At 62.1% G+C, this 23,593-nt stretch carries 27 protein-coding genes; 22 read left to right on the top strand and 5 right to left on the bottom strand.

Going from position 1 to position 23,593, the window contains the following annotated elements; all coding sequences use genetic code 11:
* Window positions 1-57: 57 nt before the first annotated feature.
* The 5 genes from AC50X5_RS15405 to AC50X5_RS15385 all read left to right on the top strand — a co-directional run bounded on the left by AC50X5_RS15405 (window position 58) and on the right by AC50X5_RS15385 (window position 4,760).
* Window positions 58-2,358, top strand: a complete 2,301-nt coding sequence (locus AC50X5_RS15405; protein ID WP_494976945.1) for a carbon starvation CstA family protein — start codon at window positions 58-60, stop codon at window positions 2,356-2,358.
* On the top strand, window positions 2,358-2,585 hold the full coding sequence (locus AC50X5_RS15400) for a YbdD/YjiX family protein (protein ID WP_494976944.1): 228 nt from the start codon (window positions 2,358-2,360) through the stop codon (window positions 2,583-2,585). The genes AC50X5_RS15405 and AC50X5_RS15400 overlap by 1 nt, the downstream gene beginning before the upstream one ends.
* A gap of 23 nt (window positions 2,586-2,608) precedes the next feature.
* A complete protein-coding gene (locus AC50X5_RS15395) occupies window positions 2,609-3,334 on the top strand; it encodes a bacterial proteasome activator family protein (RefSeq protein WP_494976943.1) in 726 nt (241 codons plus the stop codon).
* A gap of 8 nt (window positions 3,335-3,342) precedes the next feature.
* Window positions 3,343-3,798: a hypothetical protein gene (locus tag AC50X5_RS15390; RefSeq protein ID WP_463936881.1), complete on the top strand. Its 456-nt coding sequence runs from the start codon at window positions 3,343-3,345 to the stop codon at window positions 3,796-3,798.
* Between the two features lie 116 nt (window positions 3,799-3,914).
* On the top strand, window positions 3,915-4,760 hold the full coding sequence (locus AC50X5_RS15385; RefSeq protein WP_494976942.1) for an aldo/keto reductase: 846 nt from the start codon (window positions 3,915-3,917) through the stop codon (window positions 4,758-4,760).
* 106 nt (window positions 4,761-4,866) lie between these two features.
* Here AC50X5_RS15385 and AC50X5_RS15380 read toward each other — a convergent pair whose 3' ends face one another.
* Both AC50X5_RS15380 and AC50X5_RS15375 read right to left on the bottom strand, forming a co-directional pair.
* Entirely contained in the window at window positions 4,867-5,094 is a 228-nt protein-coding gene (locus tag AC50X5_RS15380) for a hypothetical protein (RefSeq protein ID WP_494976941.1), read from the bottom strand.
* A gap of 39 nt (window positions 5,095-5,133) precedes the next feature.
* A complete protein-coding gene (locus AC50X5_RS15375; RefSeq protein WP_494976940.1) occupies window positions 5,134-6,117 on the bottom strand; it encodes a hypothetical protein in 984 nt (327 codons plus the stop codon).
* Between the two features lie 119 nt (window positions 6,118-6,236).
* On the opposite strand from AC50X5_RS15375, the gene AC50X5_RS15370 reads away from it, so the two are divergent.
* The 3 genes from AC50X5_RS15370 (at window position 6,237) to AC50X5_RS15360 (ending at window position 8,155) form a co-directional block, all read left to right on the top strand.
* Window positions 6,237-6,452 carry a hypothetical protein gene (locus tag AC50X5_RS15370; RefSeq protein WP_494976939.1) on the top strand — a complete coding sequence of 72 codons (216 nt, stop codon included), beginning with the start codon at window positions 6,237-6,239 and terminating at the stop codon, window positions 6,450-6,452.
* 724 nt (window positions 6,453-7,176) lie between these two features.
* Window positions 7,177-7,698 (top strand): type IV secretory system conjugative DNA transfer family protein, encoded by a 522-nt coding sequence (locus tag AC50X5_RS15365; protein WP_494976938.1) that lies wholly within the window; start codon window positions 7,177-7,179, stop codon window positions 7,696-7,698.
* Between the two features lie 91 nt (window positions 7,699-7,789).
* Window positions 7,790-8,155, top strand: a complete 366-nt coding sequence (locus tag AC50X5_RS15360) for a DUF4913 domain-containing protein (RefSeq protein WP_494976937.1) — start codon at window positions 7,790-7,792, stop codon at window positions 8,153-8,155.
* Here AC50X5_RS15360 and AC50X5_RS15355 read toward each other — a convergent pair.
* Complete coding sequence (locus tag AC50X5_RS15355; protein ID WP_494976936.1) at window positions 8,152-8,931, bottom strand: IclR family transcriptional regulator; 780 nt, start codon at window positions 8,929-8,931, stop codon at window positions 8,152-8,154. The genes AC50X5_RS15360 and AC50X5_RS15355 overlap by 4 nt on opposite strands.
* A gap of 145 nt (window positions 8,932-9,076) precedes the next feature.
* On the opposite strand from AC50X5_RS15355, the gene AC50X5_RS15350 reads away from it, so the two are divergent.
* The 6 genes from AC50X5_RS15350 to AC50X5_RS15325 all read left to right on the top strand — a co-directional run bounded on the left by AC50X5_RS15350 (window position 9,077) and on the right by AC50X5_RS15325 (window position 14,371).
* Window positions 9,077-10,441: an MFS transporter gene (locus AC50X5_RS15350; protein WP_494976935.1), complete on the top strand. Its 1,365-nt coding sequence runs from the start codon at window positions 9,077-9,079 to the stop codon at window positions 10,439-10,441.
* Window positions 10,438-11,196: a fumarylacetoacetate hydrolase family protein gene (locus tag AC50X5_RS15345; RefSeq protein WP_494976934.1), complete on the top strand. Its 759-nt coding sequence runs from the start codon at window positions 10,438-10,440 to the stop codon at window positions 11,194-11,196. Before AC50X5_RS15350 ends, AC50X5_RS15345 begins: the two co-directional genes overlap by 4 nt.
* A complete protein-coding gene (locus tag AC50X5_RS15340; protein WP_494976933.1) occupies window positions 11,186-12,151 on the top strand; it encodes a sugar kinase in 966 nt (321 codons plus the stop codon). The genes AC50X5_RS15345 and AC50X5_RS15340 overlap by 11 nt, the downstream gene beginning before the upstream one ends.
* On the top strand, window positions 12,151-12,801 hold the full coding sequence (locus AC50X5_RS15335; RefSeq protein ID WP_494976932.1) for an orotidine 5'-phosphate decarboxylase / HUMPS family protein: 651 nt from the start codon (window positions 12,151-12,153) through the stop codon (window positions 12,799-12,801). The genes AC50X5_RS15340 and AC50X5_RS15335 overlap by 1 nt, the downstream gene beginning before the upstream one ends.
* The gene (gene hxlB / locus AC50X5_RS15330) at window positions 12,798-13,346 is read left to right on the top strand and encodes a 6-phospho-3-hexuloisomerase (RefSeq protein ID WP_494976931.1); all 549 of its coding nucleotides are present in this window, start codon (window positions 12,798-12,800) and stop codon (window positions 13,344-13,346) included. Before AC50X5_RS15335 ends, hxlB begins: the two co-directional genes overlap by 4 nt.
* 569 nt (window positions 13,347-13,915) lie before the next feature.
* A complete protein-coding gene (locus tag AC50X5_RS15325) occupies window positions 13,916-14,371 on the top strand; it encodes an ester cyclase (RefSeq protein WP_494976930.1) in 456 nt (151 codons plus the stop codon).
* 88 nt (window positions 14,372-14,459) lie between these two features.
* On the opposite strand, the gene AC50X5_RS15320 is transcribed toward AC50X5_RS15325, so the two are convergent.
* Window positions 14,460-14,930 (bottom strand): MarR family winged helix-turn-helix transcriptional regulator, encoded by a 471-nt coding sequence (locus AC50X5_RS15320; RefSeq protein WP_494976929.1) that lies wholly within the window; start codon window positions 14,928-14,930, stop codon window positions 14,460-14,462.
* Window positions 14,931-15,313: 383 nt separating this feature from the next.
* Here AC50X5_RS15320 and AC50X5_RS15315 point away from each other — a divergent pair, with 383 nt between their 5' ends.
* Together AC50X5_RS15315 and AC50X5_RS15310 are read left to right on the top strand one after the other, a co-directional pair.
* Complete coding sequence (locus tag AC50X5_RS15315) at window positions 15,314-16,936, top strand: flavin-containing monooxygenase (protein ID WP_494976928.1); 1,623 nt, start codon at window positions 15,314-15,316, stop codon at window positions 16,934-16,936.
* A 524-nt stretch (window positions 16,937-17,460) separates the two neighbouring features.
* Window positions 17,461-17,697, top strand: coding sequence for an SMP-30/gluconolactonase/LRE family protein (locus AC50X5_RS15310; protein WP_494976970.1), 237 nt, complete (start codon window positions 17,461-17,463; stop codon window positions 17,695-17,697).
* Here AC50X5_RS15310 and AC50X5_RS15305 read toward each other — a convergent pair.
* The gene (locus AC50X5_RS15305; protein WP_494976927.1) at window positions 17,648-18,247 is read right to left on the bottom strand and encodes a TetR family transcriptional regulator; all 600 of its coding nucleotides are present in this window, start codon (window positions 18,245-18,247) and stop codon (window positions 17,648-17,650) included. The two genes, AC50X5_RS15310 and AC50X5_RS15305, sit on opposite strands and share 50 nt — an antisense overlap.
* An 82-nt stretch (window positions 18,248-18,329) precedes the next feature.
* Between AC50X5_RS15305 and AC50X5_RS15300 the strand changes: the two genes are divergently transcribed.
* From AC50X5_RS15300 to AC50X5_RS15275, 6 genes are all read left to right on the top strand, one after another.
* Window positions 18,330-19,109 carry an SDR family NAD(P)-dependent oxidoreductase gene (locus tag AC50X5_RS15300; RefSeq protein WP_494976926.1) on the top strand — a complete coding sequence of 260 codons (780 nt, stop codon included), beginning with the start codon at window positions 18,330-18,332 and terminating at the stop codon, window positions 19,107-19,109.
* A 147-nt stretch (window positions 19,110-19,256) separates the two neighbouring features.
* On the top strand, window positions 19,257-19,562 hold the full coding sequence (locus AC50X5_RS15295; protein WP_494976925.1) for a hypothetical protein: 306 nt from the start codon (window positions 19,257-19,259) through the stop codon (window positions 19,560-19,562).
* A gap of 255 nt (window positions 19,563-19,817) precedes the next feature.
* On the top strand, window positions 19,818-21,392 hold the full coding sequence (locus AC50X5_RS15290) for a sodium-dependent transporter (protein WP_494976924.1): 1,575 nt from the start codon (window positions 19,818-19,820) through the stop codon (window positions 21,390-21,392).
* Window positions 21,389-21,526: a methionine/alanine import family NSS transporter small subunit gene (locus AC50X5_RS15285; protein WP_494976923.1), complete on the top strand. Its 138-nt coding sequence runs from the start codon at window positions 21,389-21,391 to the stop codon at window positions 21,524-21,526. Before AC50X5_RS15290 ends, AC50X5_RS15285 begins: the two co-directional genes overlap by 4 nt.
* Before the next feature lie 172 nt (window positions 21,527-21,698).
* Entirely contained in the window at window positions 21,699-22,274 is a 576-nt protein-coding gene (locus tag AC50X5_RS15280) for a gamma carbonic anhydrase family protein (RefSeq protein WP_494976922.1), read from the top strand.
* A gap of 201 nt (window positions 22,275-22,475) precedes the next feature.
* Window positions 22,476-23,576, top strand: coding sequence for a glutamate--cysteine ligase (locus AC50X5_RS15275; RefSeq protein ID WP_494976921.1), 1,101 nt, complete (start codon window positions 22,476-22,478; stop codon window positions 23,574-23,576).
* Window positions 23,577-23,593 lie beyond the last annotated feature (17 nt).

Here is a 23,593-nt window from a genome sequence, read left to right as displayed (position 1 = left end):
GTAAGGTGCCTTCAGAAATAATGTGAATCTCTCAGTGCGATTTCTCAAGGAGGAGACATGGCCGGAATATCTGGCGGCAACGGGGACACCCCGGGCCCAGGGACCCAACGAACCAAGGAACCAGTGCTGCCCGCTACGGCGGTGGACGAGGAGGCCCTCGAGGCAGAGGACCGCAGGTGGACGCCGGCCAAGATCGGGATCTGGGCGGGCATCGCGTTGCTTGGCGGCATTTCCTGGGTAATGCTGGCAATCGTCCGCGGCGAAACTGTCAATGCCATCTGGTTCGTCTTCGCCTCGGTCTGCACCTACCTGATTGCCTACAGGTTCTACTCGAAGTACATCCAGAAGCACCTGCTCCGGCCCAATGACCGACGGGCCACCCCCGCCGAGTACAAGGCTGATGGCAAGGACTATGTCCGCACGGACCGCAACGTGCTGTTCGGCCACCACTTCGCTGCCATCGCCGGCGCCGGCCCGCTGGTGGGCCCGGTCATCGCGGCCCAGATGGGCTACCTGCCCGGCACTATCTGGATCATCATCGGCGTCGTCCTGGCCGGTGCCGTGCAGGACTACCTGGTGATGTTCTTCTCCATGCGCCGCGGCGGGCGTTCTCTTGGCCAGATGGCCCGCGAGGAACTCGGCGTCCTCGGCGGCACCGCTGCCCTGATAGCCACGCTGCTCATCATGGTGATCATCGTTGCGATCCTGGCGCTCGTCGTCGTCAACGCCCTGGGCGAAAGCCCGTGGGGCGTGTTCTCGGTGGGCATGACCATCCCGATTGCCCTCTTTATGGGTGTGTACCTGCGCTACCTGCGTCCCGGCAAGGTCATGGAAGTGTCGCTCATCGGATTTGTCCTCCTGATGGCCGCCATCATTGGCGGCGGCATGGTGGCCGAGACCGAATGGGGTGCCGCGTTCTTCCACCTGGACAAGGTCACCATCGCCTGGGGACTGATCATCTACGGCTTCATCGCCGCGATCCTGCCCGTCTGGCTGCTGCTGGCTCCACGGGACTACCTCTCCACCTTCATGAAGATCGGCGTCATTGTGATGCTGGCGCTTGCCATCATTGTGGTCCGGCCGGAAATCAACGTCCCAGCCTTCAGCGAATTCGCCAGCAGGGACAACGGGCCGGTGTTCCCCGGTGCCCTGTTCCCCTTCCTGTTCGTCACCATCGCCTGCGGTGCCCTGTCAGGGTTCCATGCCCTGATCTCGTCCGGTACCACTCCCAAACTCGTGGAGAAGGAACGCCAGACCCGGTACATCGGCTACGGTGGCATGCTCATGGAGTCGTTCGTGGCGATCATGGCGCTGGTGGCGGCGATCTCGATCGACCGTGGCCTTTACTTCGCGATGAATGCCCCGGCAGCCCTTACCGGTGGAACCGTGGAAACAGCTGCCACCTGGGTTAACAGCCTGGGCCTGGCAGGGGTCAACATCACGCCGGACTTTCTGTCCCAGACAGCCGCGAATGTGGGCGAGGAAAGCATCGTTTCACGCACCGGTGGAGCTCCGACCCTGGCCGTGGGCCTGGCCCACATCATGCAGCAGTTCATCGGCGGCACCGCCATGATGGCTTTCTGGTACCACTTCGCCATCATGTTCGAGGCCCTCTTCATCCTCACCGCCGTCGACGCCGGTACCCGTGTTGCCCGTTTCATGCTGCAGGACTCGATCGGCAACTTCGTCCCCAAGTTCAAAGAGCACTCCTGGCGGCCTGGAGCGTGGCTGTGTACGGCCATCATGGTGGGGGCGTGGGGCGCCGTACTCCTGATGGGCGTCACTGATCCGCTCGGCGGCATCAACACTCTGTTCCCGCTGTTCGGCATCGCCAACCAGCTGTTGGCGGCCATCGCTTTGTCCGTCTGCCTGGCAATTGTGGCCAAGCGCGGGACATTCAAGTACCTGTGGATCGTGGCGCTGCCCCTGGCCTTCGCCGCCGTTGTCACCATCACCGCGAGCTACCAAAAGATTTTCTCGTCCACCCCTGCCGTGGGCTACTTCGCCAACAACGCAGCCTTCAGCAAGGCCCTGGCAGAGGGTAAGACGGAACTCGGCTCAGCGAAGTCCGTGGCAGCTATGGAGGCCGTAATCCGCAACACTGCCATCCAGGGCTGGCTCTCTGTCATCTTCGTGGTGCTGAGTATCGTTGTGATCGCGACGGCAATCCTCGCCACGGCCAAGGCGTTCCAGGACATCTCCGCCGGCAGGACCCCGCAGAGCCACGAGGATCCGGAAGTTCCTTCGCGGGTCTACGCGCCGGCTGGAATTGTCCCCACCCCCGCGGAAAAGGAGCTGCTGGCCGAATGGGAGAAGCTTCCGCTGGAGATGCGGGTGGAGAAGGCAGGGCACCACTGATGAGCGCGTCGACGGGGCCGGCCCGCAGGGCCGGCCTCACCGGGCTGGCTACCGGTTTCCAGGGGGTGGCCAAGTACTTCCGTGGGGTGCTGGGCGCAGACGCCTACGACAAATACCTCCAACACCACCGCGAGCTGGGCCACCGGCACGCACCGCTGAATGAACGCGAGTTCTGGCGGGACCAGACCGACCGCCAGGATGCCAATCCGCAGGGTCGGTGCTGCTGAGTGGCTCATGAGAGTATGAACGCATGAGCGATCCGAATGTCACTGATTCGAATGTCAATGAACCCGGTGAGGAACGTCCGGTTGAGGGAACCACGCTCGACGGCGATGCAATGCCGGGTGCCTATAGTGCGGTGTCTGGAGCGATCCCGGTTGAGCCCGGGCGGGCCGGCGTGCCGGTGAACCAGGGCGGTTCCGTGCCCGGCGCTGACGGGCGTCAAAGTTCCCAGTCGCCTGAGCAACGCATCAACAAGCTGCACGAACTGGTGGATGAGCCCGCTAAGGTCATGCGGATCGGCACCATGATCCGGCAACTCCTTGAAGAAGTGAAAGCCGCCCCGCTGGACGATGCCGCGCGCGGACGCCTGGCGGAGATCCACGAGAAGTCCATCAAGGAGCTTGAAGACGGGCTTTCACCGGAACTCGTTCAGGAGCTGGACCGGATCAGCCTGCCGTTCCCGGAGGACGCCACGCCGTCGGATGCCGAGCTGCGCATCGCACAGGCGCAGCTGGTGGGCTGGCTGGAAGGGCTCTTCCACGGAATCCAGGCAGCCATCGCCGCCCAGCACGCAGCGCGCGAACAGGCCGCGGCGCAGCTGCAGCTGCGCCAGCTTCCGCCGGGCACTGTGATAGCTCCCGGCGTCGTGATTGGTGAAAACGGCGAGCCGCAGCGTGCTGCCGGACCGGCTGCCGGGCCGCGCCTCCAGGGACGGCCGGCTGATCCGGATCACGGCCCTGGCCAGTACCTGTAGGACGCCGCTTGGGATTCTTCACCGCCGCGCGGCAGGGTCGCAAGGACGACTCGGAGCTGGGCAAGGGCCTGTGGCGGCGCGCCCACGACCGCTTCCACCGCGGACTGGACCGGTACCACCAGGTCCTTGAAGGCGTGGAAGACGACCAGCTGTATGCCGAGCTGGTGGAGATCGCCAATGCACTGGGTGCCCTGTCCGAACGGGTGCGGGCTGTTTGCGTCGAGGCGCAGCGACGCTCGCCCAGCGACGGTATGGACGTTCCCGGAGCCCTGGCCGGAGTCCACCGGGCCCTTTCCCGGGCGGGCAACTCACTGGCCACCACGGCCGAGGCCGCGGCCATGCTGCGCCTCGCCGTCGGACCCGTGCCGGTGGGAGCGGCATCCGTATGGCGGCGTGCGGAATCGGTATTCGAACAAGTTGCCGACGCCGAACGGCAGCTGGCCGAGGCGCCGCCGGCTCCATGACAGGCCGGGTACCCGGAAAGTTGGCGCGTCCATCCCATTTCATTCCCGGTTACGCAAATGGCGGATACGGCCTGTGGGGGTTCCGGCGTCGGCATACTGTTTGGCAGGATATAAATATGACAACTTCACCAAACCTGACATTCAACGACGGCAACTCCATCCCCCAGCTGGGCTACGGCGTCTGGCAGGTAGAGGACGATGTAGCGGAGAAGGTGGTAGGCCAGGCTTTTGAAGCCGGCTACCGGCACATCGACACCGCCAAGATTTATGGCAACGAGGGCGGCGTGGGGCGCGCGATTGCCAACTCCGGCCTCTCTGCCGAGGAACTGTTCATCACCACCAAACTGTGGAACGCGGACCAGGGCTATGAATCCACGCTCGCTGCGTTCGAGAAGTCCATGGACCTCCTGGGCCTGGAGACCCTTGATCTGTACCTGATCCACTGGATGCGTCCCAAGCAGGACAAGTACGTTGACACCTGGAAGGCGCTGATTGAGCTTCAGAAGCGCGGCCGGGTGAAGTCCATTGGTGTTTCCAACTTCACCTTGGAGGGCTTGGAGCGCATCATCGATGAAACCGGAGTAACGCCGGCCATCCACCAGATCGAACTGCACCCGTACTTCAACCAGTCCGAGCTGCGCGCCTTCGGGTCCGCCAAGGGGATTTTGACCGAGGCGTGGTCGCCGCTGGGCCAGGGTGGGGAACTGCTCAACGACGAGGTGATCACTGGAATCGCCGCCAAGCACAATGCCACCCCGGCGCAGGCTGTTATTGCCTGGCACCTGGCGATCGGGAACGTAGTAATCCCCAAGTCCGTCACCGAGTCGCGTATCCGGGAGAACTTCGAGGCGCTTGACGTGAAGCTGGACGACGCCGACATCGAGGCCATCAACGGACTGGATCGCACCGCTGCCGGCTCGGGCCGCATCGGCGCTGATCCGGCAGTTGCCGACTTCGGCTAAATCGGCGCACGTAAATGGCCGCAACCCGCAAGGGTTGCGGCCATTTGCTGTATTAGCAGCTGTGCCGTTCCGCCGCCGGCGTCGCGTTTATGACCGGCGGTGATGCTCACGCGGCGATGCGGGTCTCTGCAACCTCGACGGTGTCCACCACGGCCCAGGAGTCTTCCTCCGAGCACCAGCGGTTGGCGAAGCGTTCAGCCTCGGCGGCTGTCCCGAAGATTTCCATCCGGGCCCGGCCACAGTCGGCATCGAAGTACGTGACATGGAATTCAGCGTGGGATTCATTGTGGAATCCTGCGTCGGTGAACTGGGGTGTAAGGCTCTGGCTGTTCATAAATCCAGTGTGCAACCGGGGTCTGACATTTTTGCGTCATCACCTCCGCGTGTTGCTTAAACGCAGCACCCGCTCGTGGGCGAGGTCCGCGTTGCGGAGGGTCTTGTCCGCCGCACGGCGCAGTTGGCGGGCCTCTGCTGCGGCGGCCGTTTCCTGCTTACGCGTGCGGTCAAGGCGTTCCTCCACGTCCTTCAGTTCCTCCCTCAGGCGCTTCGCCTCGGCCGCCAGCCGCACGGTTTCAGCCGAGAGCGCGGCCGCATCGTTCTCGCGTTCTTCGGCTGCCCGGGCGGAGTCGTCCGCTTCCTGCCGGGCTTCTTCAGCCCTGGCCTGTGCCTTCTCAAGAAGCGAAGAGGACGCCGGACGTGCCTTGGGCTGAACGGCCACAAGCCGGGGCTTCGTGGACTTCGTGGTGGTCTCCTTGGCTGCGTCCGGTGCCTTGGACCCGGACTCAAGTGTTTTGGCTTTCGTTCGGACTGCCGGTGCTTTCACTGGTGGAACGCTCAAGGCTTCCGGCACTGCAACGGCATCCTCCAGCGACACCTGCTCCACGCCGTCTGCGGACAGGCTCCGCAGCAGTCGGCCGGTCCGGACAGCCGCGGCGGCACCTTCGTCGGCAGTCAGCGCGCGGAGTGTGGCCTCCACCTCGGTGGCCAGGGTGTTGCTCAGGGGGCGGCCCAGTTCTGCAGCAACATCTCGGGCGGCATCGACGGCGGAGGCGAGGGCCGTCCTGCGTTCCCGGCCCAGCTCGCGCAGCTTCCCGGCGTCGAACTTTTCCTGCGCCTCCCGCATCCGGCTGCCGACTTCTTCCAGTTCTTCGAGAACGTCGTGACGGGAGCGGACCAGCATATTGACGGTCCATGCGGCGGCTGAAGGTTTGGCCAGGCCCCGGACGTCTGCGGACATCTTTTTGCCTGACGTCCCACCTGCGGCCTCCTTCGCCGCCGCCGTGCGGGCCGCAATGAACTCCTCAAAGGGGAGTGCATAGAGCCGGTTGGCGATCTCTGCCAGTGCCTGGAGGTCCATGGATGCCATTTTATGACCACCCGCTGGGTCTGCCTTTAAGAGGTGCAGACAGTGTGGACCATTGGCGCCGAAGCCCCGCGCTGCTAGCGTGAAATTGTCTAAGGAATAAAGGAGGAGCCATGAGTATCAATTCACCGGATTCATTGCCCGGCGACGAATCCCGGGAAAGTGCCAACGGCGGAACAAAATCCGGGAGCGGCGCAAAGGACGACGGCGGCATCCCGGGAAAGCAGGACGGCGTGGGCATGGGTGCCGGCGCCGAACCCAACACCTTTGAGCCCGAAGAGGCGGGCGAAGCTGTTGACGGGGACGACGAGGAGGACGGTCCGCAGTAAGTGACAGGGTAAACGAGGGAATAACGGCCGGGTGCCGAAAGGACAATGCGGCGGGAAGCTTTGACTTTGCTGTAAATTTGCCTGTCAAATTCTTGTCAATTTGTGCCACATCTCCTGTAGGGTCTTTTTTGTAATGCACGTCCGGTACAAAGAAAGGCTCACCATGCTGTCATCACTCCTCGCACTCGTTGGCACCCTTGTAGGACTCGTTGGTTCGATCATTGGCGGACTGCCCGCGCTGCCCACCTTCCCCGGCCTGGGCTAATTCCTTCAACAGCAACCAAGCAAGCGGGCCCCCCAGCTGTACTGGGCGGCCCGCTTTCTTGTGTCCTGATGATCGGCGCTGCCGCCGGGCAGCCAACCTCCGACGGATCAAAGCGGACGCCTGGTCCACCCGTCCAGGTTGGGCTCACCTCCGTAGAGCAAGGCCCGGACGGGGTCAACGACACCGATGGCAAATGGCACACCACCCCCGGAGCTCTGCTTGAACCGGCCGCGTCAGGTGGTACCCATATCAGGAGGCACACTTTGAGCGCACCCAAGCGTAAAGGCATGGGCCTCGGGGACGCCCTGCTGGCCATGGATTTATCGTCGTCTCCGGCGGCGGAACCTACGCAGCCCTGCACCTAGGCTCCTGGAGGGCAGGCATTGATGCCCCGCCAGCCCATCCCACCTCTCCAAGGAAGGCGTCGGCTCAGCCGCCCCGCTCACCACAGCCTTGACGGTGGCCATCGCTGAGGCCATGGAGGAACGCGCAGAGCGCAGCGGCGGACGTCTCCCCAAACCTGCTCTGTTCGCCCTCAATGAGTTGGCCAACGTTGTGCGTTGGGCAGCCCTGCCGGACCAGTTCAGCCACTACGGTTCCAAGGGCCTGATCGTCATGGGGATCCTGCAGTCCTGGTCCCAGGGCGTGGAGCTGTGGGGCGAAGCCAACATGCGGAAAATCTGGTCGGCCGCGAACGTCAAAGTTTACGGCGGGGGCGTGGCCGAAGAAGGCTTTTTGTGCGCGCTTTCTGACCTGATGGGGGAGCGCAGCTACATCAACGTCTCCACATCCTCAGGTAAGACCGGTTCCAGCCGGCTGCGCCAGGAGAGCAAGAAACGCATCTTCGACGTTTCCAACCTGGCCGAGCTGGACCGCGGCCGCGCTGTCGTCCTCGTTTCCGGCGCACCGGCCACGCTCGTCCGGACGATGCCCTGGTACGCCGGGCCCCACAAGGAAGCGGTTGAGGCGTCGATCAAGTAGTACAGCCCGCGCCCGGAAGAACCAGCCGTCCCGGTGCCGGCTGCATCGGCTGCCAATCCCCTGGGTCACAGGGTAGGAAGGGTCTCCACTCATGGCCAATGATTTCGACCTGTACGACACGGACACGCCGGCCCCAGCTGCAGCTGGCCAGGGTGCCGAAAAGGAACCCGAGCTGGTCTACGGATCCGCCGAAGAGTTCCTTCATGAGCAGCTGCTGCCCACGTACGTCCGCAGCGTCACCGACAAGTCAGTCAAGTGGTGCATCGAGTGGTATTACCACCCCGAGGCCGTCTCACGCGTAGCTGCTCTTTGGCGCTCGTGGGAGCACCTGCGCCTTGATCCAGCGACCGCCCGTTTGATCAGGGTCGATTCGAATTCGCCGACTGCCCATCACGAAGAGCACGACGATGTCGCCCGCAAGTCCTTGCCGGTGAAGGGGCCACCAGTCAGGCCTTAGCTTGTGGCGACATCCCGAGGCGGCAACAGGACGGTCAACTTACGTGCGGCTGCGGTGAGTTCGGGCACTATGCTGATGCAGTCCTCGATGGACATCCTGAAGCTGGGTGAGGCGATGGATATGGCTGCCAGTGCGGTCCCGTCAGGTCCCAGTACCGGGACTCCGACGGCATGGATGCCGGTCTCGTGTTCCTCGTCGGCCAGGGCGTAGCCGTTCTGCCGAACTGTAGCAATTTCCTCGGCGAACTTTTCCCGCCGGGTGATGGTGTTAGGCCCGGTTGGCTCCAGTGGAAGATTTGCGACAAGTTCTTCGCGCACGTGGTCGGGGGCGAAGGCGACCAGCACCTTTCCCATCGAAGTGTTGTGCAGCGGACCGAGTCGGCCGGGCTCCCCGATGACATTCACCTGCTGCGGGCCCTTGATGTAGTGCACATACAACTGGTGATGCCCTTCAAGGACCGACATCAGTGCCGCTTCCTGGGTTGTTGCGGCCAAGTCGCGCAATACGGGTAGCGCTGCGCCGGCGAAACCGTGTGCGTTGGAAACGCGTGCGGCGAGGGCAAAGAGCTTGAGTCCGAGGTGATAACGCCGGGTGGACTCGTCAAAGGTGGCAAAGCCCTCCCGCACGAGGGACATGGCCAGCCGGTGAGCTGTGCTGAGCGGGAATTTGCCCTCCCGGGCCAATTCAGCCAATTGCACCCCCTGCGGGTAATTCCCCATGGCCTGGAGCACCCAGAGTGCTTTCCCGACCGTGTCGGTCTTTCCTGCTGTTGACACCTCGTTCACCTACGTATGGTCCCACATGTTGGAAGTAGATTCCGCATATCAGCCATTGACGACGCCAAAAAATCTTTATACGCTACTTCCATTATTCAGAAGTGACTTCCGATAAATGGAAGTGCATGCATCGAAGGAGATGTACGTGTATAAAACCGAACTCACGTCCCCTGTCCGGGGATCCGAGGATCCAGAGTACGCAGCGAACCTGCGGCGGGCTACGTTGGCCAGCACCGCCGGCAGTGCGTTGGAATACTTTGATTTCGCTCTTTACGGCCTCGCCTCGGCGCTCATTTTCTCCAAGCTGTTCTTCAGCAACATGGACCCCTCGGTCGCACTCATTGCCAGCTTCGCCACGTTCGGCGTCGGCTTCGTTGCCCGTCCCTTGGGCGGGCTGTTCTTCGGCACCATCGGGGACAAGCTGGGCCGCAAATGGGTCCTCGTTGCCACGATTCTGTTGATGGGCGGCGCCTCAACCTTGGTGGGCGTGCTGCCGACGTACGAGACGGCTGGAGTCTGGGCTCCGATCCTGTTGGTGTTCCTGCGCCTGTGCCAGGGTTTTGGTGCCGGGGCCGAGCAGGCCGGTGCCACTGTACTGATGGCGGAATACGCCCCGGTGAAACGCCGCGGCTTCTACGCCTCACTGCCCTTCATTGGCATCCAGGCTGGCACCTTGCTGGCCGCGGGAGTCTTCGCGTTCCTCGCCACGCTGCCGGAGGACGTGCTCCTGGGCTGGGCATGGCGGGTCCCGTTTCTGGCCTCAATCGTCCTCATACTTATCGCCTTGTTGATCCGGATGCGGCTGAAGGAGAGCCCCACATTTGTCGAGCTCGAGAAGCATGAGCAGGTCGCAGAGCGGCCGGTGCGGGACATTTTCAGCCACTCCCTAGGTAACGTCCTCAAAGGGGTTGGACTGCGGATGGCAGAAAATGGCGGTTCGTACATGTTCAACTCATTGGCCGTGGCCTACGCCACCGGCACCGTGATGACTAACCCCTCGGTGGGTCCGATCGCGGTCGCCGTCGCGTCCCTGATTGGCATGCTTACCGTTCCGCTGGCCGGCCACTTCTCGGACCGGTTCGGCCGGATTCCCGTTTACCGTTTCGGCGCTGTCGTCCTGCTCGCCCTGGCGTTCCCTGGCTGGTACCTGATCTCCCTCGGAAACCCGGTACTAATAGTGGCCGTTATCGCAGTGGCCATCGGGTTCGGCGTCAACACCATGCTGGGCGCCCAGTGCGCGCTGCTGCCGGAACTGTTCGGTAACAGGCACCGCTACCTTGGCGTTGCCGTGGCGCGCGAGTTCAGTGCCGTCATTGCCGGCGGCCTGGCAGGTGTCCTCGGCGCGATCCTGATAAAGGAATTTGGCGGGTCCTGGTTGCCGCTTGCCATTTACGCCTTCGTGCTGGCGTCGATTACCCTTGCCACCACCTTCGTCACCCCTGAGACACTCAGGCGGGATCTGACGCGGATTGAAGACGCCGCCGGTAACAATGTTCGAGAGCCCGCATGAGGATCGCCCGGATCGCCCACAGCGGTAAAGTTAATTTCGCTGTTGTCGAAGGTGACAGTTATCAGTTAATTGAAGACCCGTTCCTGACAGGGCTGGGCGATGTCCGCCCAATCGGCACAGCGCCCCTCACTGCGGAAGAGGTCGTGTTGTTGGCCCCGGTGCAACCACGAACCGTAGTCGGCATGGCGCACAATACGGGACAAGCAGACCGGGATATGCCTCCAGAGGCCTTTTTCAAAGCTGCGCGGTCCGTGATCGGGCCAGGGGAGATAATTAGGATCCCCTCCGGAATCGGCCGTGTCGACGCCGAAGCCGAACTGGCTGTAGTCATCGGTGCAGACGGTCAGTCCTTCGGCTGGACCCTCGTTAACGACATCACCGGCAGGGACCTGCAGCTGACCGACGCGCGTTGGGCCCAGGCGAAGGGCTATCCAACCTTCACTCCTTGCGGGCCTTGGATCGAGACGGATCTGGACCCGGAGACCGTAGAGGTCGAACTCGTGCTCAACGGCGAAGGGCTCGGGCTTGCAAGCAACGGAAATCTGGCCCGCAGCGTCCACCAAATTCTTGACTATCTTGGCACCTTCCTCCCCCTCGGCGCACAAGACCTCGTACTCGTGGGCGCGCCAGGCCGCTACGGCCCGATTACAGCAGACACTGCGGTCAGTGTCCGCAGCCCCCAACTTGGCATTCTGGATAATCCTGTCCACGACGCCGACCCCACCAGCACAGAGGAGCGTTCGCATGAATCTTGACGTGGTCACCTTCGGAGAGGTGATGACGATGTTCGTTGCCACTGAACCGGGCCCTCTCGAACGGGTAACCACCTTCGCCCGCGCCCTGGCCGGAGCTGAGACCAACGTCGCGACCGGGCTGGCCAGGCTCGGCCATCGCACTGGCTGGATTGGCAGGGTCGGCGCGGATCCGTTCGGACGGTTTGCGCTCGCCGAACTTGCCGATGCCGGGATTGATGTCAGCACGGTAACGGTTGACGCCGATGCCCCAACCGGTTTTCAACTCAAGAGCTTCGCTGACGGAGGCGACCCCGAAGTCGTCTATTTCCGCGCAAACTCTGCGGGTAGCCGTCTCGCCCCTTCCGCAGCTCTTGACAGTTACATCGCCGGCAGCAAGCACCTGCATCTGACCGGAATCCCCCTGGCACTGTCCGCCAGCACAAGGGCATTCGCTTTCAGGGCAGTCTCGGTTGCGCGCAAAGCCGGTGCAACCATCTCGTTCGACCCGAATTTAAGGCCTGGTCTTTGGACCTCACCAGACGAAATGATCGCGACTGTCAACGAGATGGCGGCCCTCGCCGACTGGGTGTTGCCCGGCCTGGGAGAAGGAGCTCTCCTGACTGGCCGCACCGACCCGGCAGGCATCGCGCATTACTATCTGGGGCACGGCGCAGCCCGGGTCGTGATCAAGGACGGAGCTGCTGGCTGCTCCTTATTCAGCACCAATGGGCGGGTAGACCAGCCGGTATTCTGCGTCCCAGTTGTGGACACAGTCGGTGCCGGGGACGGATTCGCCGCTGGTTTGATAAGCGCGCATCTCGACGGGCTCACCGAGGTGGCAGCCTTGGAACGAGCCGCTGCCGTCGGCGCCCTGGCCATCACCAGCACCGGTGACAAGGACGGCCTTCCCACCCGGGAAAAGCTTGACGCATTCCTCACACAGACAATCGCCGCCTTCAAAGGAGGAAATTACTAATGCAGATCCAGATCGCACTGGACCGTATGCCACTGGCTGAGGCCATTCGCACTGCACGAAACGTGGCGCCCTACGCCGACATCATCGAGGTAGGCACCTCCTTGATCAAGGCAAACGGCATGTCCGCCGTCACCGGGATCGCCGATGCCAGCGGAGCCCCGGTTCTCGCCGACATCAAAACCGCCGATGATGCTTTCACTGAGTTCACCATGGCCTACGATGCCGGCGCCGCGTCAGCTACAGTACTGGGGCTCGCCTCACCGATCACCGTTACTACCTGCATCCAGGTAGCGGCCGAGCGCAACCGCGAAGTCGTCGTAGACCTTATGGGTTTGTCTCAGACCCGGTGCGTCGACCTCGCCGCGCAGCTCCCATCGTCGACGATACTGGCCGCTCACTTACCCAAAGACCTGCAGGGCGGAGCGAATTCGCCGGCCGATTTGATCGGTGAGTGGGCACGCGGACGGCGGCTGGCCGTCGCCGGTGGGCTCAGGATCCATGACTTGCCCGCGCTAGCGGTACTGGAACGTGAACTTGAGCTGGAATCCCTAAGGGTCATCATCGGCTCGGCGGTAACGAAGGCTCCCGATACGCGCGCGACAGCTGAACAACTGTCCCTGACGGCCCGAACAAAGGAGGTCCTGCCATGAGCGGACTTAGAACCATCCTCGAAGAAATCCAGACTGTCGTGCCACGGATCGATCCGGCACAGCTCGAGGAGCTCACCGATCGGCTCGCGTTAGCGGAACGGGTGTTCATCACGGGCGAAGGACGCAGCGGATTCATGGCCCGCGCGTTCGCAATGCGTCTGATGCACCTCGGCCTGCAGGTCTATGTGATTGGAGAGACCATCACTCCCTCCGTCCGCGCGGGCGACACGATTTTTGCCGTATCGGGATCGGGAACGACAGCAGGAACCGTTCGTGTTGCCGCACAGGCCCAGTCTGTCCATGCAGATGTACTTGCAGTGACTACTGAACCTGCCTCACCGCTCGGGCTCCTCGCCACGGCGGTAATGGTAATCCCGGCCGCGACTAAGTACCGACGCGAAGGCGAGGCCCCAACCATACAGCCGCTGTCGAGCCTGTTTGATCAGGTCACCCACCTGGCCTTGGATGCCATATGCCTCGAGATTGCCACCCGCCGCGGCGTTGACAACTCAGCAGCCAAATCTGCCCACGCCAACACTGAGTAGCCACAACCCGATAAACGCAGCCCCCCGCACCGGACAGGCGTAAGCGACCGAGCCTAAGGGTTGTTCCGTCAACCTGGCGGGGCTAGAACAAGCCGCGCCCAATGACTCCGATCCGTCACGGCTGGGGTCAATTCGGGTTATCCACGACTGAGAATTGGGAGCCGCTGGGATAGCTCACTGGCAGCAGTAGCGGTGGATAACCAATATGGATTGTCCCCGGCTGTGGGCGGGCGGACGCGGACTTCTCGATGAACGTTCCAATTCCGGTTGTTCCGAGGACCATGCCAGGAGCAGTAGGTCAGCTTTGGCTGTACTATAACGGTGCTCACTGGCGAGGCAGGTTCTACAAATTTCAGGAGTCCCGCTACGCAAGGGTCCGATGTCGCCAAAACTTTTGAACCGTTGCCGCCTTACTGCTGTTGCGCTACGGATACCGGCGAGGAGGACCAACCCCGCGTGCCTGGAGCATTCAGCATACTCTCAGACTGGATGGTTAGGATCAGGCTAACCTTTGAGGCCTGATCAGGTCTTCTAACAGGAGCCGAGTCACCGATATTGAATGAGGAGCCATGACGGAACAGTCGCTCGATCAAAAATTTCGACGTATCATCGCCGCTATTGCTGCAGGGGATTTGGATTCGCTAAACAGTCTCGTCCGGTATGACGTCATTGACCACAACCTCATTGTGGCCCAAGGGGATGGCCTTCCCGGTCTCAAATATTGGGCGCGTTCGCTCCGAGGAGCCATCCCTGATCTAAAGGCCACGGTTCAGGACACGGTGGTGGAGGGCAGCAAAGTCGCAGCCCGCGTGCGATGGACAGGTACCCACACCGGCGCTTCCTTGCCCTTGCCGCCTTCGGATCTCTGGGTGGAGTTCGATTCCTTTTACATCCTTCATTTTGAGGATGGTATGGCAGCGCAATGGTGGGACGGAACAGATACCCGCGAATCCGTGAGCTTTGGCCGTTCCAAAATGAGCCTGCCTCCGCTCCTTCGAACCCGTCATCCGCACGACGCGGCGTGAATATATCCGCTCCTAAGCCCCGAGTACTGGCATGAGACCTTCATTTACAGCTATCGAAGGCTGGCAAGCCAATTGCAACAGCAGAGAACTAGGGCACGAATTGCTCGCCCAGGATGCGCAGTTCCCGAGACAAAGCGCTTAGACCTGTTTCCAGTGCTCGGAGTTCGTCCAGGCTGAGCCCGTTCAGGACGTTTCCGCCGAGTTCAGGACGGGCGGCCATTAGTTCGCGCACGACGGAGCGGCCGAGGGCTGTGGCGTAAATCCGTCGGACTCTCTGGTCCTCGGTATCGAACGTGCGCGTGGTGAGGCCGGCGGCTACAAGTCGGTCTACCAGTTTCGACATGGACGCCATTGAAACGCCAAAGGTGTCGATAAGGCCGCCGCTGGTTGCGCCGTTCTCAGCGGTCACGATGACGGAAAGGACTTTCAGTTGCTGGATGGTCAGATCCGTAGTTAAAAGCCTCTGCAGGACCATGGGGATGGAGCGGACCGCAATGGCAATAGTCAGTGCGTCGATGTTGTTTTGTACCGACTCGCGGTCTTCTCCTGGGCCTGGCATGAGCCCACGATACAGCCCCAATGGCCGCCGCTTCGCAAATTACTTAGCCTGAAGCTAAGCTTTATCTGGAATCAAACACGGAGTCGTGTTGACGCGCAGGGTGCCGGTGGTGCGGCCCGGGGGATGCGGCCACGGCCCGTTCCCGCGCTGACATGACATCACGCATTAGTGAAGCGAGGACGGCCATGGCTAACATCCAAAACAAGGCGACAACAGCGTAAATACTCGAAATTGAAGCGGCGCGGACTACATACCGCACGGAACGCGATCGAAGGGTCCGCCCGGACGGGCTGGGCCAGTACCGGAGTGCGGCAGGGCGGTTCGGGTACTACGCCAAGGACCCCTACACGGAGAAAATTGATCGCGAACCGCTTACGGACCGGGTGGAGGCGCTGGTCATCGGTGCCGGCTTTGGCGGACTGCTTACGGCTTCCCGGCTAAGGCAGGACGGGGTCGAATCGATACGGCTTATGGATGAGGCCGGCGACGTCGGTGGTACGTGGTATTGGAACCGGTACCCGGGAATCCATTGCGACATCGAATCATATGTGTACATGCCGTTGCTGGAGGAAGTCGGGTATGTCCCTAAGTGGCGGTACGCACCGGGCGAGGAGATCCGCCAGCACGCCATAGCCATCGCTAAACGGTTCGACCTGTACCGCGATGCGGTGCTTCAGACCAGGGCGACCGGGCTGACCTGGGACGAGGATTCGACGGAGTGGATCGTTGAAACGGACCGGGGTGACCGGTTCCGGGCGCGTTTCGTCGTCACCTCGTCGGGGACGTTGACACAGCCAAAGCTTCCCGCCATACCCGGAATTGAGACATTCCAGGGACACACCTTCCACACCAGCCGCTGGGATTACCGCTACACAGGTGGCAGCGCAGACGGCGGACTGACAGGCCTTGCGGACAAGCGGGTCGCAGTCATCGGCACCGGTGCCACCGGCATTCAAATCGTCCCCCACCTGGGACGCGACGCAGAGCAACTGTTCGTCTTCCAGCGCACCCCTTCCACTGTTGATGTCCGCGACAACCGCCTCACGGACCCGGACTGGGCGTCTTCACTCCAGCCGGGGTGGCAGCGGGAACGGATGGACAACTTTTTGTCGGTTCTGGCAGGGGAAGCGGTGGAGGAAAGCCTTGTCAGTGACGGCTGGACGGCTACAATCCAGCTGCAAAGAAAGATACTCTCCGGGGCCGTAGACGACAGACTGTCCCCCGAGGAACGTGAAGTCGAGGACGAACTGGCCGACCTGGACACGATGAACCGTCTTCGTGCACGGATCGATGAGGTGGTTGCTGACCGGGGGACCGCCGAGCTGCTCAAACCGTGGTACCGGTATATGTGTAAACGGCCGTGTTTCAGCGATTCCTACCTGCAGACGTTCAACCGGCAGAACGTGAGCCTTGTCGACACTGCCGACTTCGGCGGGATCACTTCCATGAGCGAAAACGCCGTCATTGTTGGCGACACGGAGTACCAAGTGGACTGCGTCATCTTCGCCACCGGGTTCGATGTCGGTGTCTCCGGCGTCGTTTCCGGAACGCTTCCCGTGGTTGGCCGCGGCCGGCGTTCGCTGCTGGAGGCGTGGGCGCGGGGACCCCGGACCCTTCACGGGTTTTATACGCACGGGTTCCCGAACCTGTTTCATCTCGGCGCTCTCCAGAATGCCAACTCGGTAAACTTCGTGCACCTCCTGCAGGAGCAGGCCGAGCACATCGCTGCCGTCATCTCCCGGGGACGGGCCACAGGATCCTCCGTCATCGAACCCACTGAGGCCGCTGAGGAGGCCTGGGTCCAGACCGTGAGGGAGACAGCAGCCGACACCGCCAAGTTCCAGGCCGAATGCACGCCGGGATACTACAACGGCGAGGGGACCCGATCGATCACGGGCGCATCCTTCAGCCCTGGCCCGGTTGTCTTCCATCGCCTGCTCCGCGAGTGGCGTGAAGGGGACATGAGCGATGTACTCGAATCCGCACGGGTTGGGGCATCACGGTGATGTCAACAGCCCGGAGGTCACCCAATCAGCAGGCCGCAGCGCCCTAAAGGTCCTGCGCGTTGATGTCGGAACAGGAGAAGCCACTACTGTCTACACCGACCAAACGATTGTGTTCACTTCCGCTCAGTTCAGCTCGCATGACGGACGCCTATACCTGACAGATTTCAGGGGCGGAACAGTCCAAAGCATCACCGCCGACGGCGGCGATCCACAGGTTCTTTTCTCGGGCCCTATCGAGGGACGCCGATGAACCCGGACGACATTGCCTTCGACAAGGACGGAAACCCGTACATCACAGATTCAATCGGAGCCCAGGATCCCTACTGGAAGCCCAGGGGCGCCTGATCCGCATTCAGAAGAACGGCCGCGAGGCCACCGTTTTGGCCCGGGTGCTCCCTGCCCCGAACGGCTTCGCCCTTTACGCCAGGGTTCGACGGACTCTGGGTCAGCCACAATACCGCCAGCCGGATTGACTACGTCCGTCCCAATGAGAACGGACCAGCGTCCTCTCAGCCCACACCGCAATCTACGTCGACGGCGGCTCCAGCCAGATTGACTCAGCGGCCGTTGACGCTGACGGAAACCTTTATATTGGCCTGCACAACCGCGCCGTCATTCTTGTGTACAACCCACAGGGAGAACAAGTCTCCACTATCTCTATCCCCACGGACGGCGAAGGCCTGTCATCGGCGACGAACATTGCCAGGCAGGTCATGGCTGGTCAAGGCGCAGGACCGAAAGTGCTGCCTGAAGATAGGTAGTGGGTTTCGGATCGTCGCCTGCGGCCCACTGCAGCCAGGCTTCAAAGGAGGCGCCAATAAGACCAGCGCATAAGTATCGCGCTGTTGTCTCGGAGACACCGCGAGCAGTCAGATAGGAACGCGTCTGATCACGCTGCGCCCCCAAAAACTCGTAGCTTCGGCTCATAAGTTCCGGGTGTTCGGCGATCAGCCGCAGTCGTCCGCGGGTAACCGCCAGGTCCGGGAGTGAATCGACGCCGGCAATCAGCGCATCGCGAAGACCGCCTAGGATCTCTTCCGCGGACATATTAGGGGCTGGAGGCGCATCCATTAGCGGTATGGACGCTTGAATCGCCGGCCCCATCCCGCCCCACACCAACTCCGCCTTGGTGCCGAAATGGCGGTAGAGGCTCTTACGACCAACGCCCGCTGCCCGTGCTATGTCCTCCATTGAGGTTTGTTCAAACCCGCGCTCGGCGAACATTTCGAGAGCGAGCGAGGCTACGGCTTCAGGGTCGATACTTACTGGCCGTCCCGTACGTGCGGTGGTGGTCAATGCATCTGAAGACATCTCACCAGTATTCACCCTTCCGTTACGACCCTGTGTGTCATAAGGTGAGTGCACTACATTTCTCAACGTCTGGAAGGACATCATGGGCAACGAAGCCGCATGGCAGGAAGCCATCACCCCTAACCGTTTTGCTGGAAAAACCGTCATCGTTACGGGTGCCGCCTCCGGAATCGGGCAGGCCACCGCCCTTCGCATTGCGAAGGAGGGCGGCAACGTCATCGCTGCAGACATCAGCAAGGAACGACTCGACACTTTGGTGGAAGAGAACGCCGGCCTGGCCCTGGTGCCTGTGGCCGGCGACATTTCCACCGAGGAGACCGTCGCCGCCGTCGTTGCTGCCGCGGGGGGCCGCGTCGACGCCCTGGCCAACGTGGCCGGGATCATGGATAACTTCGCCCCGATCCATGAGGTGGACGACGAGCTCTGGGACCGTGTCCTCCGTATCAACGTCACAGCGCTGATGCGCCTCACCCGCGCCGTGACGCCGCTGATGCTGGACGCCGGGACCGGCTCAGTGGTGAACGTCTCCTCCGAGGCCGGCATCCGCGGGTCCGCCGCGGGCGCCGCCTATACCGCCTCCAAGCACGCCGTCGTCGGCCTGACTAAGAACTCGGCCGTGATTTACGGACCGAAGGGGCTTCGCTTTAACGCGGTGGCACCCGGACCCACCATCACCGGCATCGTGGCAAACTTTGGGTCACAGATAGCAGCAGAACGGCTCGGCCCGCTGATGCAGGCCAACATCCCCGCACCCGCCACTGCCGCGCAGCTGGCTGCCTCCATCACCTTCCTGCTCAGCGATGACGGCACCAACATCAACGGCGCCATCCTCGCCTCCGACGGCGGCTGGTCAGCACTGTAATGAACTGAAGCGGACGACGGCGGGAGGTCCCGTCGTCCGCTTCAGGCCGTTACAGCAGGGTCGAAACGCGCCGCGGAGCTGCGTGCGGAGAAGGGCGGCAAGAAGGCGGCCGATGCCCTTGAAGACCTGCTGCAAAAGATCGCAGAGATGCCGGACGACCAGCGCGTGATTGCGGAGCGTATCCATGCGATAGTGGCGAAGGTGGCGCCGGCCCTGGCCCCCAAGACCTGGTATGGTCAGCCGGCCTGGGCCAACTCAAACGGCAAGGTCGTTCTGTTCTTCCAGGCCGCGGCCAAGTTCGGGACTCGCTACTCAACGCTGGGTGTCCAGGAGGACGCCGCCCTGGACGACGGCAACATGTGGCCCACCAGTTGGGCCATCACCCGACTCGGCGCCGCCGAGGACGCCAGGATCGCCGAGATCGTCAAGAAAGCCGCCGGGGCCATGCTGTAGTAGAGCCTGCTTGGCCGGTGGGTTCGCTGCCAGCCGTCCTACCCTCGCGTTGCTCATGCGATGCGATGCGTTCCGGACGGTGGTTTGGGTGAGGACTTTCGCGTGGCCCGGAATACGCAGTAAAGTCCCCAGAGATAACCAGCGAAACGGACGAACACCTTCACCTGAAAGCGAGCCCCCCATGAACCGGCCAGGAACCCGTGGTGCTTACCACGGCAAGCCACAGACGCGCGCAAGATTCTGGGGCGGGACGGAATGAGCAGCACATCCTCGCCCAGCGCTTCGGCGCCGGTAAAACGCGAAACGTTCTCCACGCGCCGGCTCTTCATTCTTTCTGCGATTGGTTCGGCCGTAGGCCTGGGGAACATCTGGCGCTTCCCGTACATTGCCTATGACAACGGCGGCGGAGCGTTTCTGATCCCGTACCTCGTTGCGTTGCTCACGGCGGGTATTCCTTTGCTGTTCCTGGACTACGCTGTGGGCCACAAATTCCGTGGCTCGGCACCGTTGGCTTATCGGCGGCTCCACCGGGCCGCAGAACCGCTGGGGTGGTGGCAGGTGCTGGTCTGTTTCGTCATCGCGGCCTATTACGCGGTGATCATTGCGTGGGCACTGATGTACACCATCTTCTCCTTCACGGAGGCGTGGGGCGACGACGCCGAGGGCTTCTTCTTCGGGAACTTCCTCCAGATTGCCGAAGCCCCGGGCCTCGGGTTCAGCTACGTTCCGTCCGTCTTCTTCCCGTTGCTGCTGATCTGGGTGGCCGTCATCATCATCATGGTCGCCGGAATCCGCAAGGGCATTTCACGCGCGAACTCCATCCTGCTGCCTCTGCTGGTGGTGATGTTCGTTCTGCTCGTGATCCAATCGCTTTTCCTTCCGGGCGCGGCGGAAGGATTGAACGCCTTCTTCACCCCCAACTGGTCAGCGCTTGCCGACCCAGGCGTCTGGGCAGCAGCGTACGGACACATCTTTTTCTCGCTCTCCGTGGGCTACGGCATCATGGTTACCTATTCCTCTTACCTGAAGCGCAAAACTGATCTGACCGGTTCCGGCATGGTGGTCGCGTTTGCAAATTCCGGATTCGAGATCCTGGCCGGCATCGGTGTTTTCGCCGCTCTTGGCTTCATGGCACAGGCAGCGGGCACGGGCGTGAATGATGTGGTGACGCAGGGGATCGGACTGGCTTTCGTCGCTTTCCCCACCATCGTGTCGCAGGCCCCGTTCGGAGCCCTTATGGGTGTGCTGTTCTTCGGATCCCTGGTGTTCGCGGGAGTTACATCACTGATCTCTGTACTGGAAGTCATTGTTGCCGCAGTACAGGACAAGCTTGGCTGGGGCCGGGTCAAGGCCTCCCTTATCGTCAGCGGCCTGGTGGCGGTGGTCTCGTTGGCACTCTTCCCGACGGCGACAGGCCTTTACCTGCTGGATGTCTCCGATGCGTTCGTAAACAGCTTTGGCATCACGCTCGGGGCGCTGGTGACCGTCGTCGTCATCGCCTGGTTCCTGCGGAAGCTTCCGCTGCTGTCAGCCCATCTGAACCGGATTTCCACCGTCAAGATGCGGCGTGGCTGGATGGTGCTGGTGGCCGGCGTCGTCCCGCTGGCGCTGATCTACATGGTGGCCAACGAGTTCATCAGCAAGATCTCCACCACCTACGAGGACTATCCCGCCTGGTTTGTGGGGGTATTTGGCTGGGGTATGGCCGGGGGCCTCGTTGTCCTTGCGCTGGTGTTGACACTCATCCCCTGGAGCCGCAAGTCCAAGGCTCATCACGACCCGGAATACGACTCCGTGGTGGAGAACGAAGCAAAGGAGACGGCGCTGTGACAGCCATTGCGATCACCATGATGATTATCGCCATATTGACGGTGTGGGGCGGCCTCGCGCTGGCGTTGCTCAACCTTAAACGGCACCCGGAGGATGAGGAGGTGCTGCCCGAAGGGCACGCACCGGAGCTCTGAACGGCGAATGGCAGTCTGCGGAACTTCTGATTGTGCATCTCCCGGATGCACAGTAATGGCAGGTATCTTCCACGGCTTGGTACTAACGGAGTGGCTGATTCCGACGGGCTAGGCGACGACCACCATGACGACTTAACACTGGAGCGTGCTCGTGCTCGTGCAACATCGAGGCTTGGAACCGTCGGTCGATCCGTCAGCGTACATCGCTCACACGGCGGTCATCATCGGAGACGTTCGGATTGCCGCCGGCGTACGAATACTGCACGGTGCGGTAGTGACCGCCGAAGATGGCTCGGTAACGATCGGGGAGGACTGCATCATCATGGAGCAAGCCCTCGTCCGAGGCCGATCAGGGCATCCGGTTGAAATCGGGACGGCGGTCATGGTCGGGCCGCACACTCACATCAACGGCAGCAACGTCGGAGACGGCGCCTTTATCGCCACCGGGGCTTCCCTCTTCCCCGGGAGCCGCATTGGTGCTGGCGCCGAGGTTCGGATCAACGCAGTCGTCCAGGTCAATACGATCATCGAGCCCGGAGTAGTTGTTCCCATCGGCTGGGTAGCAGTGGGCAACCCAGCCGCCATCCTCCCTTCGGAGCGACACGACGAGATCTGGGCCATTCAGAAAGAGCTGGACTTCGGTGGCACTGTCTACGGCGTGGGAAACGAAGTGTCGATGCGCGACCTTATGCGCGGCCAATCGGACTATTACGGCGCTCATGCAGACGACAAGATCATCGACCAGTAGGCAAAGAGCAGCCGCCTTTTTCCGGCGCGTCTTCCGTTGTTTTTGATATGTGACAATGAGGCGGGCTGAGCTGGCGGCCTGCGGACCTATGCTGAGGAGCAATGTGGTTGACCCTATCTGGAGCGGCAGTATCCGCATAGTTGGTGGCCGGAAGTACTTGGGGAGTCCCTGCGATTTTGGCGGTATCCGTTGACGCGCAGGATGGGCGTTGAGGAGGAGTTCCTGATCGTTAATGGCGAAAACGGGAACCCGCTGCCGCTGGGTGAAGTCCTCGAACAGCTCAGCGACTTTTCCCGCCTGACCAGTGAGATGAAGCAGGAACAGATTGAAACCTGTACCTTGCCGCGGATCCTTCTCGCCGATTTGGCCGAAGACATCAGTGCCGGGCGGAAGAGCGCAGACTCCGCGGCCAGGCGGGCTGGAGGACGGGCGGTTGCGCTGGCAACCTCTCCTCTTCCGGTGGTGTCCACCATTGCCCCGGGTGAACGGTGTGCGCAGCTGATAGAGAGGTTCGGACTTACCGCCGTTGAACAGCTAACGGGCGGTCTCCATGTTCACGTGGAGATCGAGTCGGAAGAGGAAGGCGTTGCCATCCTGGACCGTATCCGGATCTGGCTGCCCGTCCTGCTGGCTATCAGCGCCAACTCGCCGTACTGGAACGGCGTGGACTCACGCTACGCGAGTTACCGCTGGCAGGCTTGGTGCCGGTGGCCCACCACCGGATCGGCGGCCATTTACGGCTCCGCTGCTGCGTACCACCATGAGATCGGGCAGATCCTTAGCTCCGGTGTTCCCCTGGACAAAGCAAATCTTTACCTCGACGCGCGGCTCAGTCACAAGCATCCAACCGTAGAGGTCAGGGTGGCGGACGTGTGCCTGTTCGCGGATGACGCCGTCCTGATAGCAGCCCTGGTCCGCGGTTTGGCAGAAACCGCAGCTCGGCAGTGGCGCGACGGCGTGGACCCGGTCCCGGCTTCGGCCACCCAGCTGCAACTCGCGTCCTGGCAGGCCAGCCGGTATGGACTGGAGGGCGAATTGACGGACCCGTGGACAGGAGACCCCCGGGATGCATTCGAGGTGGTGATGGCCTTGCTGAACCACCTCCGGCCGGTGCTCGAGGAACAAGGCGAGTTCAGCACCGTGGAGTTCTTGCTGTTCCAGGTACTGAACCGGGGGACCGGCGCAGCTGTGCAGCGGGACTCCTACGCGCGTGCCGCAAGTACCAGGGACGTCGTCGCCGATGCCATCGACATCACCTGCCGCCCGGCGACACCGCTGCGGACGCGGACAGCAGCACGTTAGCCAGCTGAGGAAAAGAT

The organism is Pseudarthrobacter sp. MDT1-40-2, assembly GCF_059383595.1.
The sequence above is the reverse complement of the archived record's forward strand: the minus strand, read 5'-3'. Positions and strand labels throughout refer to the sequence as shown.

What these genes read in the sequence shown, in the direction of transcription:
- AC50X5_RS15405 (WP_494976945.1), top strand. Translation starts at nt 58, where the DNA reads ATGGCCGGAATATCTGGCGGCAACGGGGACACCCCGGGCCCAGGGACC.
- AC50X5_RS15400 (WP_494976944.1), top strand. Translation starts at nt 2,358, where the DNA reads ATGAGCGCGTCGACGGGGCCGGCCCGCAGGGCCGGCCTCACCGGGCTG.
- AC50X5_RS15395 (WP_494976943.1), top strand. Translation starts at nt 2,609, where the DNA reads ATGAGCGATCCGAATGTCACTGATTCGAATGTCAATGAACCCGGTGAG.
- AC50X5_RS15385 (WP_494976942.1), top strand. Translation starts at nt 3,915, where the DNA reads ATGACAACTTCACCAAACCTGACATTCAACGACGGCAACTCCATCCCC.
- AC50X5_RS15380 (WP_494976941.1), bottom strand. Translation starts at nt 5,094, where the DNA reads ATGAACAGCCAGAGCCTTACACCCCAGTTCACCGACGCAGGATTCCAC.
- AC50X5_RS15375 (WP_494976940.1), bottom strand. Translation starts at nt 6,117, where the DNA reads ATGGACCTCCAGGCACTGGCAGAGATCGCCAACCGGCTCTATGCACTC.
- AC50X5_RS15370 (WP_494976939.1), top strand. Translation starts at nt 6,237, where the DNA reads ATGAGTATCAATTCACCGGATTCATTGCCCGGCGACGAATCCCGGGAA.
- AC50X5_RS15360 (WP_494976937.1), top strand. Translation starts at nt 7,790, where the DNA reads ATGGCCAATGATTTCGACCTGTACGACACGGACACGCCGGCCCCAGCT.
- AC50X5_RS15345 (WP_494976934.1), top strand. Translation starts at nt 10,438, where the DNA reads ATGAGGATCGCCCGGATCGCCCACAGCGGTAAAGTTAATTTCGCTGTT.
- AC50X5_RS15340 (WP_494976933.1), top strand. Translation starts at nt 11,186, where the DNA reads ATGAATCTTGACGTGGTCACCTTCGGAGAGGTGATGACGATGTTCGTT.
- AC50X5_RS15335 (WP_494976932.1), top strand. Translation starts at nt 12,151, where the DNA reads ATGCAGATCCAGATCGCACTGGACCGTATGCCACTGGCTGAGGCCATT.
- hxlB (WP_494976931.1), top strand. Translation starts at nt 12,798, where the DNA reads ATGAGCGGACTTAGAACCATCCTCGAAGAAATCCAGACTGTCGTGCCA.
- AC50X5_RS15325 (WP_494976930.1), top strand. Translation starts at nt 13,916, where the DNA reads ATGACGGAACAGTCGCTCGATCAAAAATTTCGACGTATCATCGCCGCT.
- AC50X5_RS15320 (WP_494976929.1), bottom strand. Translation starts at nt 14,930, where the DNA reads ATGCCAGGCCCAGGAGAAGACCGCGAGTCGGTACAAAACAACATCGAC.
- AC50X5_RS15305 (WP_494976927.1), bottom strand. Translation starts at nt 18,247, where the DNA reads ATGTCTTCAGATGCATTGACCACCACCGCACGTACGGGACGGCCAGTA.
- AC50X5_RS15300 (WP_494976926.1), top strand. Translation starts at nt 18,330, where the DNA reads ATGGGCAACGAAGCCGCATGGCAGGAAGCCATCACCCCTAACCGTTTT.
- AC50X5_RS15295 (WP_494976925.1), top strand. Translation starts at nt 19,257, where the DNA reads ATGCCGGACGACCAGCGCGTGATTGCGGAGCGTATCCATGCGATAGTG.
- AC50X5_RS15290 (WP_494976924.1), top strand. Translation starts at nt 19,818, where the DNA reads ATGAGCAGCACATCCTCGCCCAGCGCTTCGGCGCCGGTAAAACGCGAA.
- AC50X5_RS15275 (WP_494976921.1), top strand. Translation starts at nt 22,476, where the DNA reads ATGGGCGTTGAGGAGGAGTTCCTGATCGTTAATGGCGAAAACGGGAAC.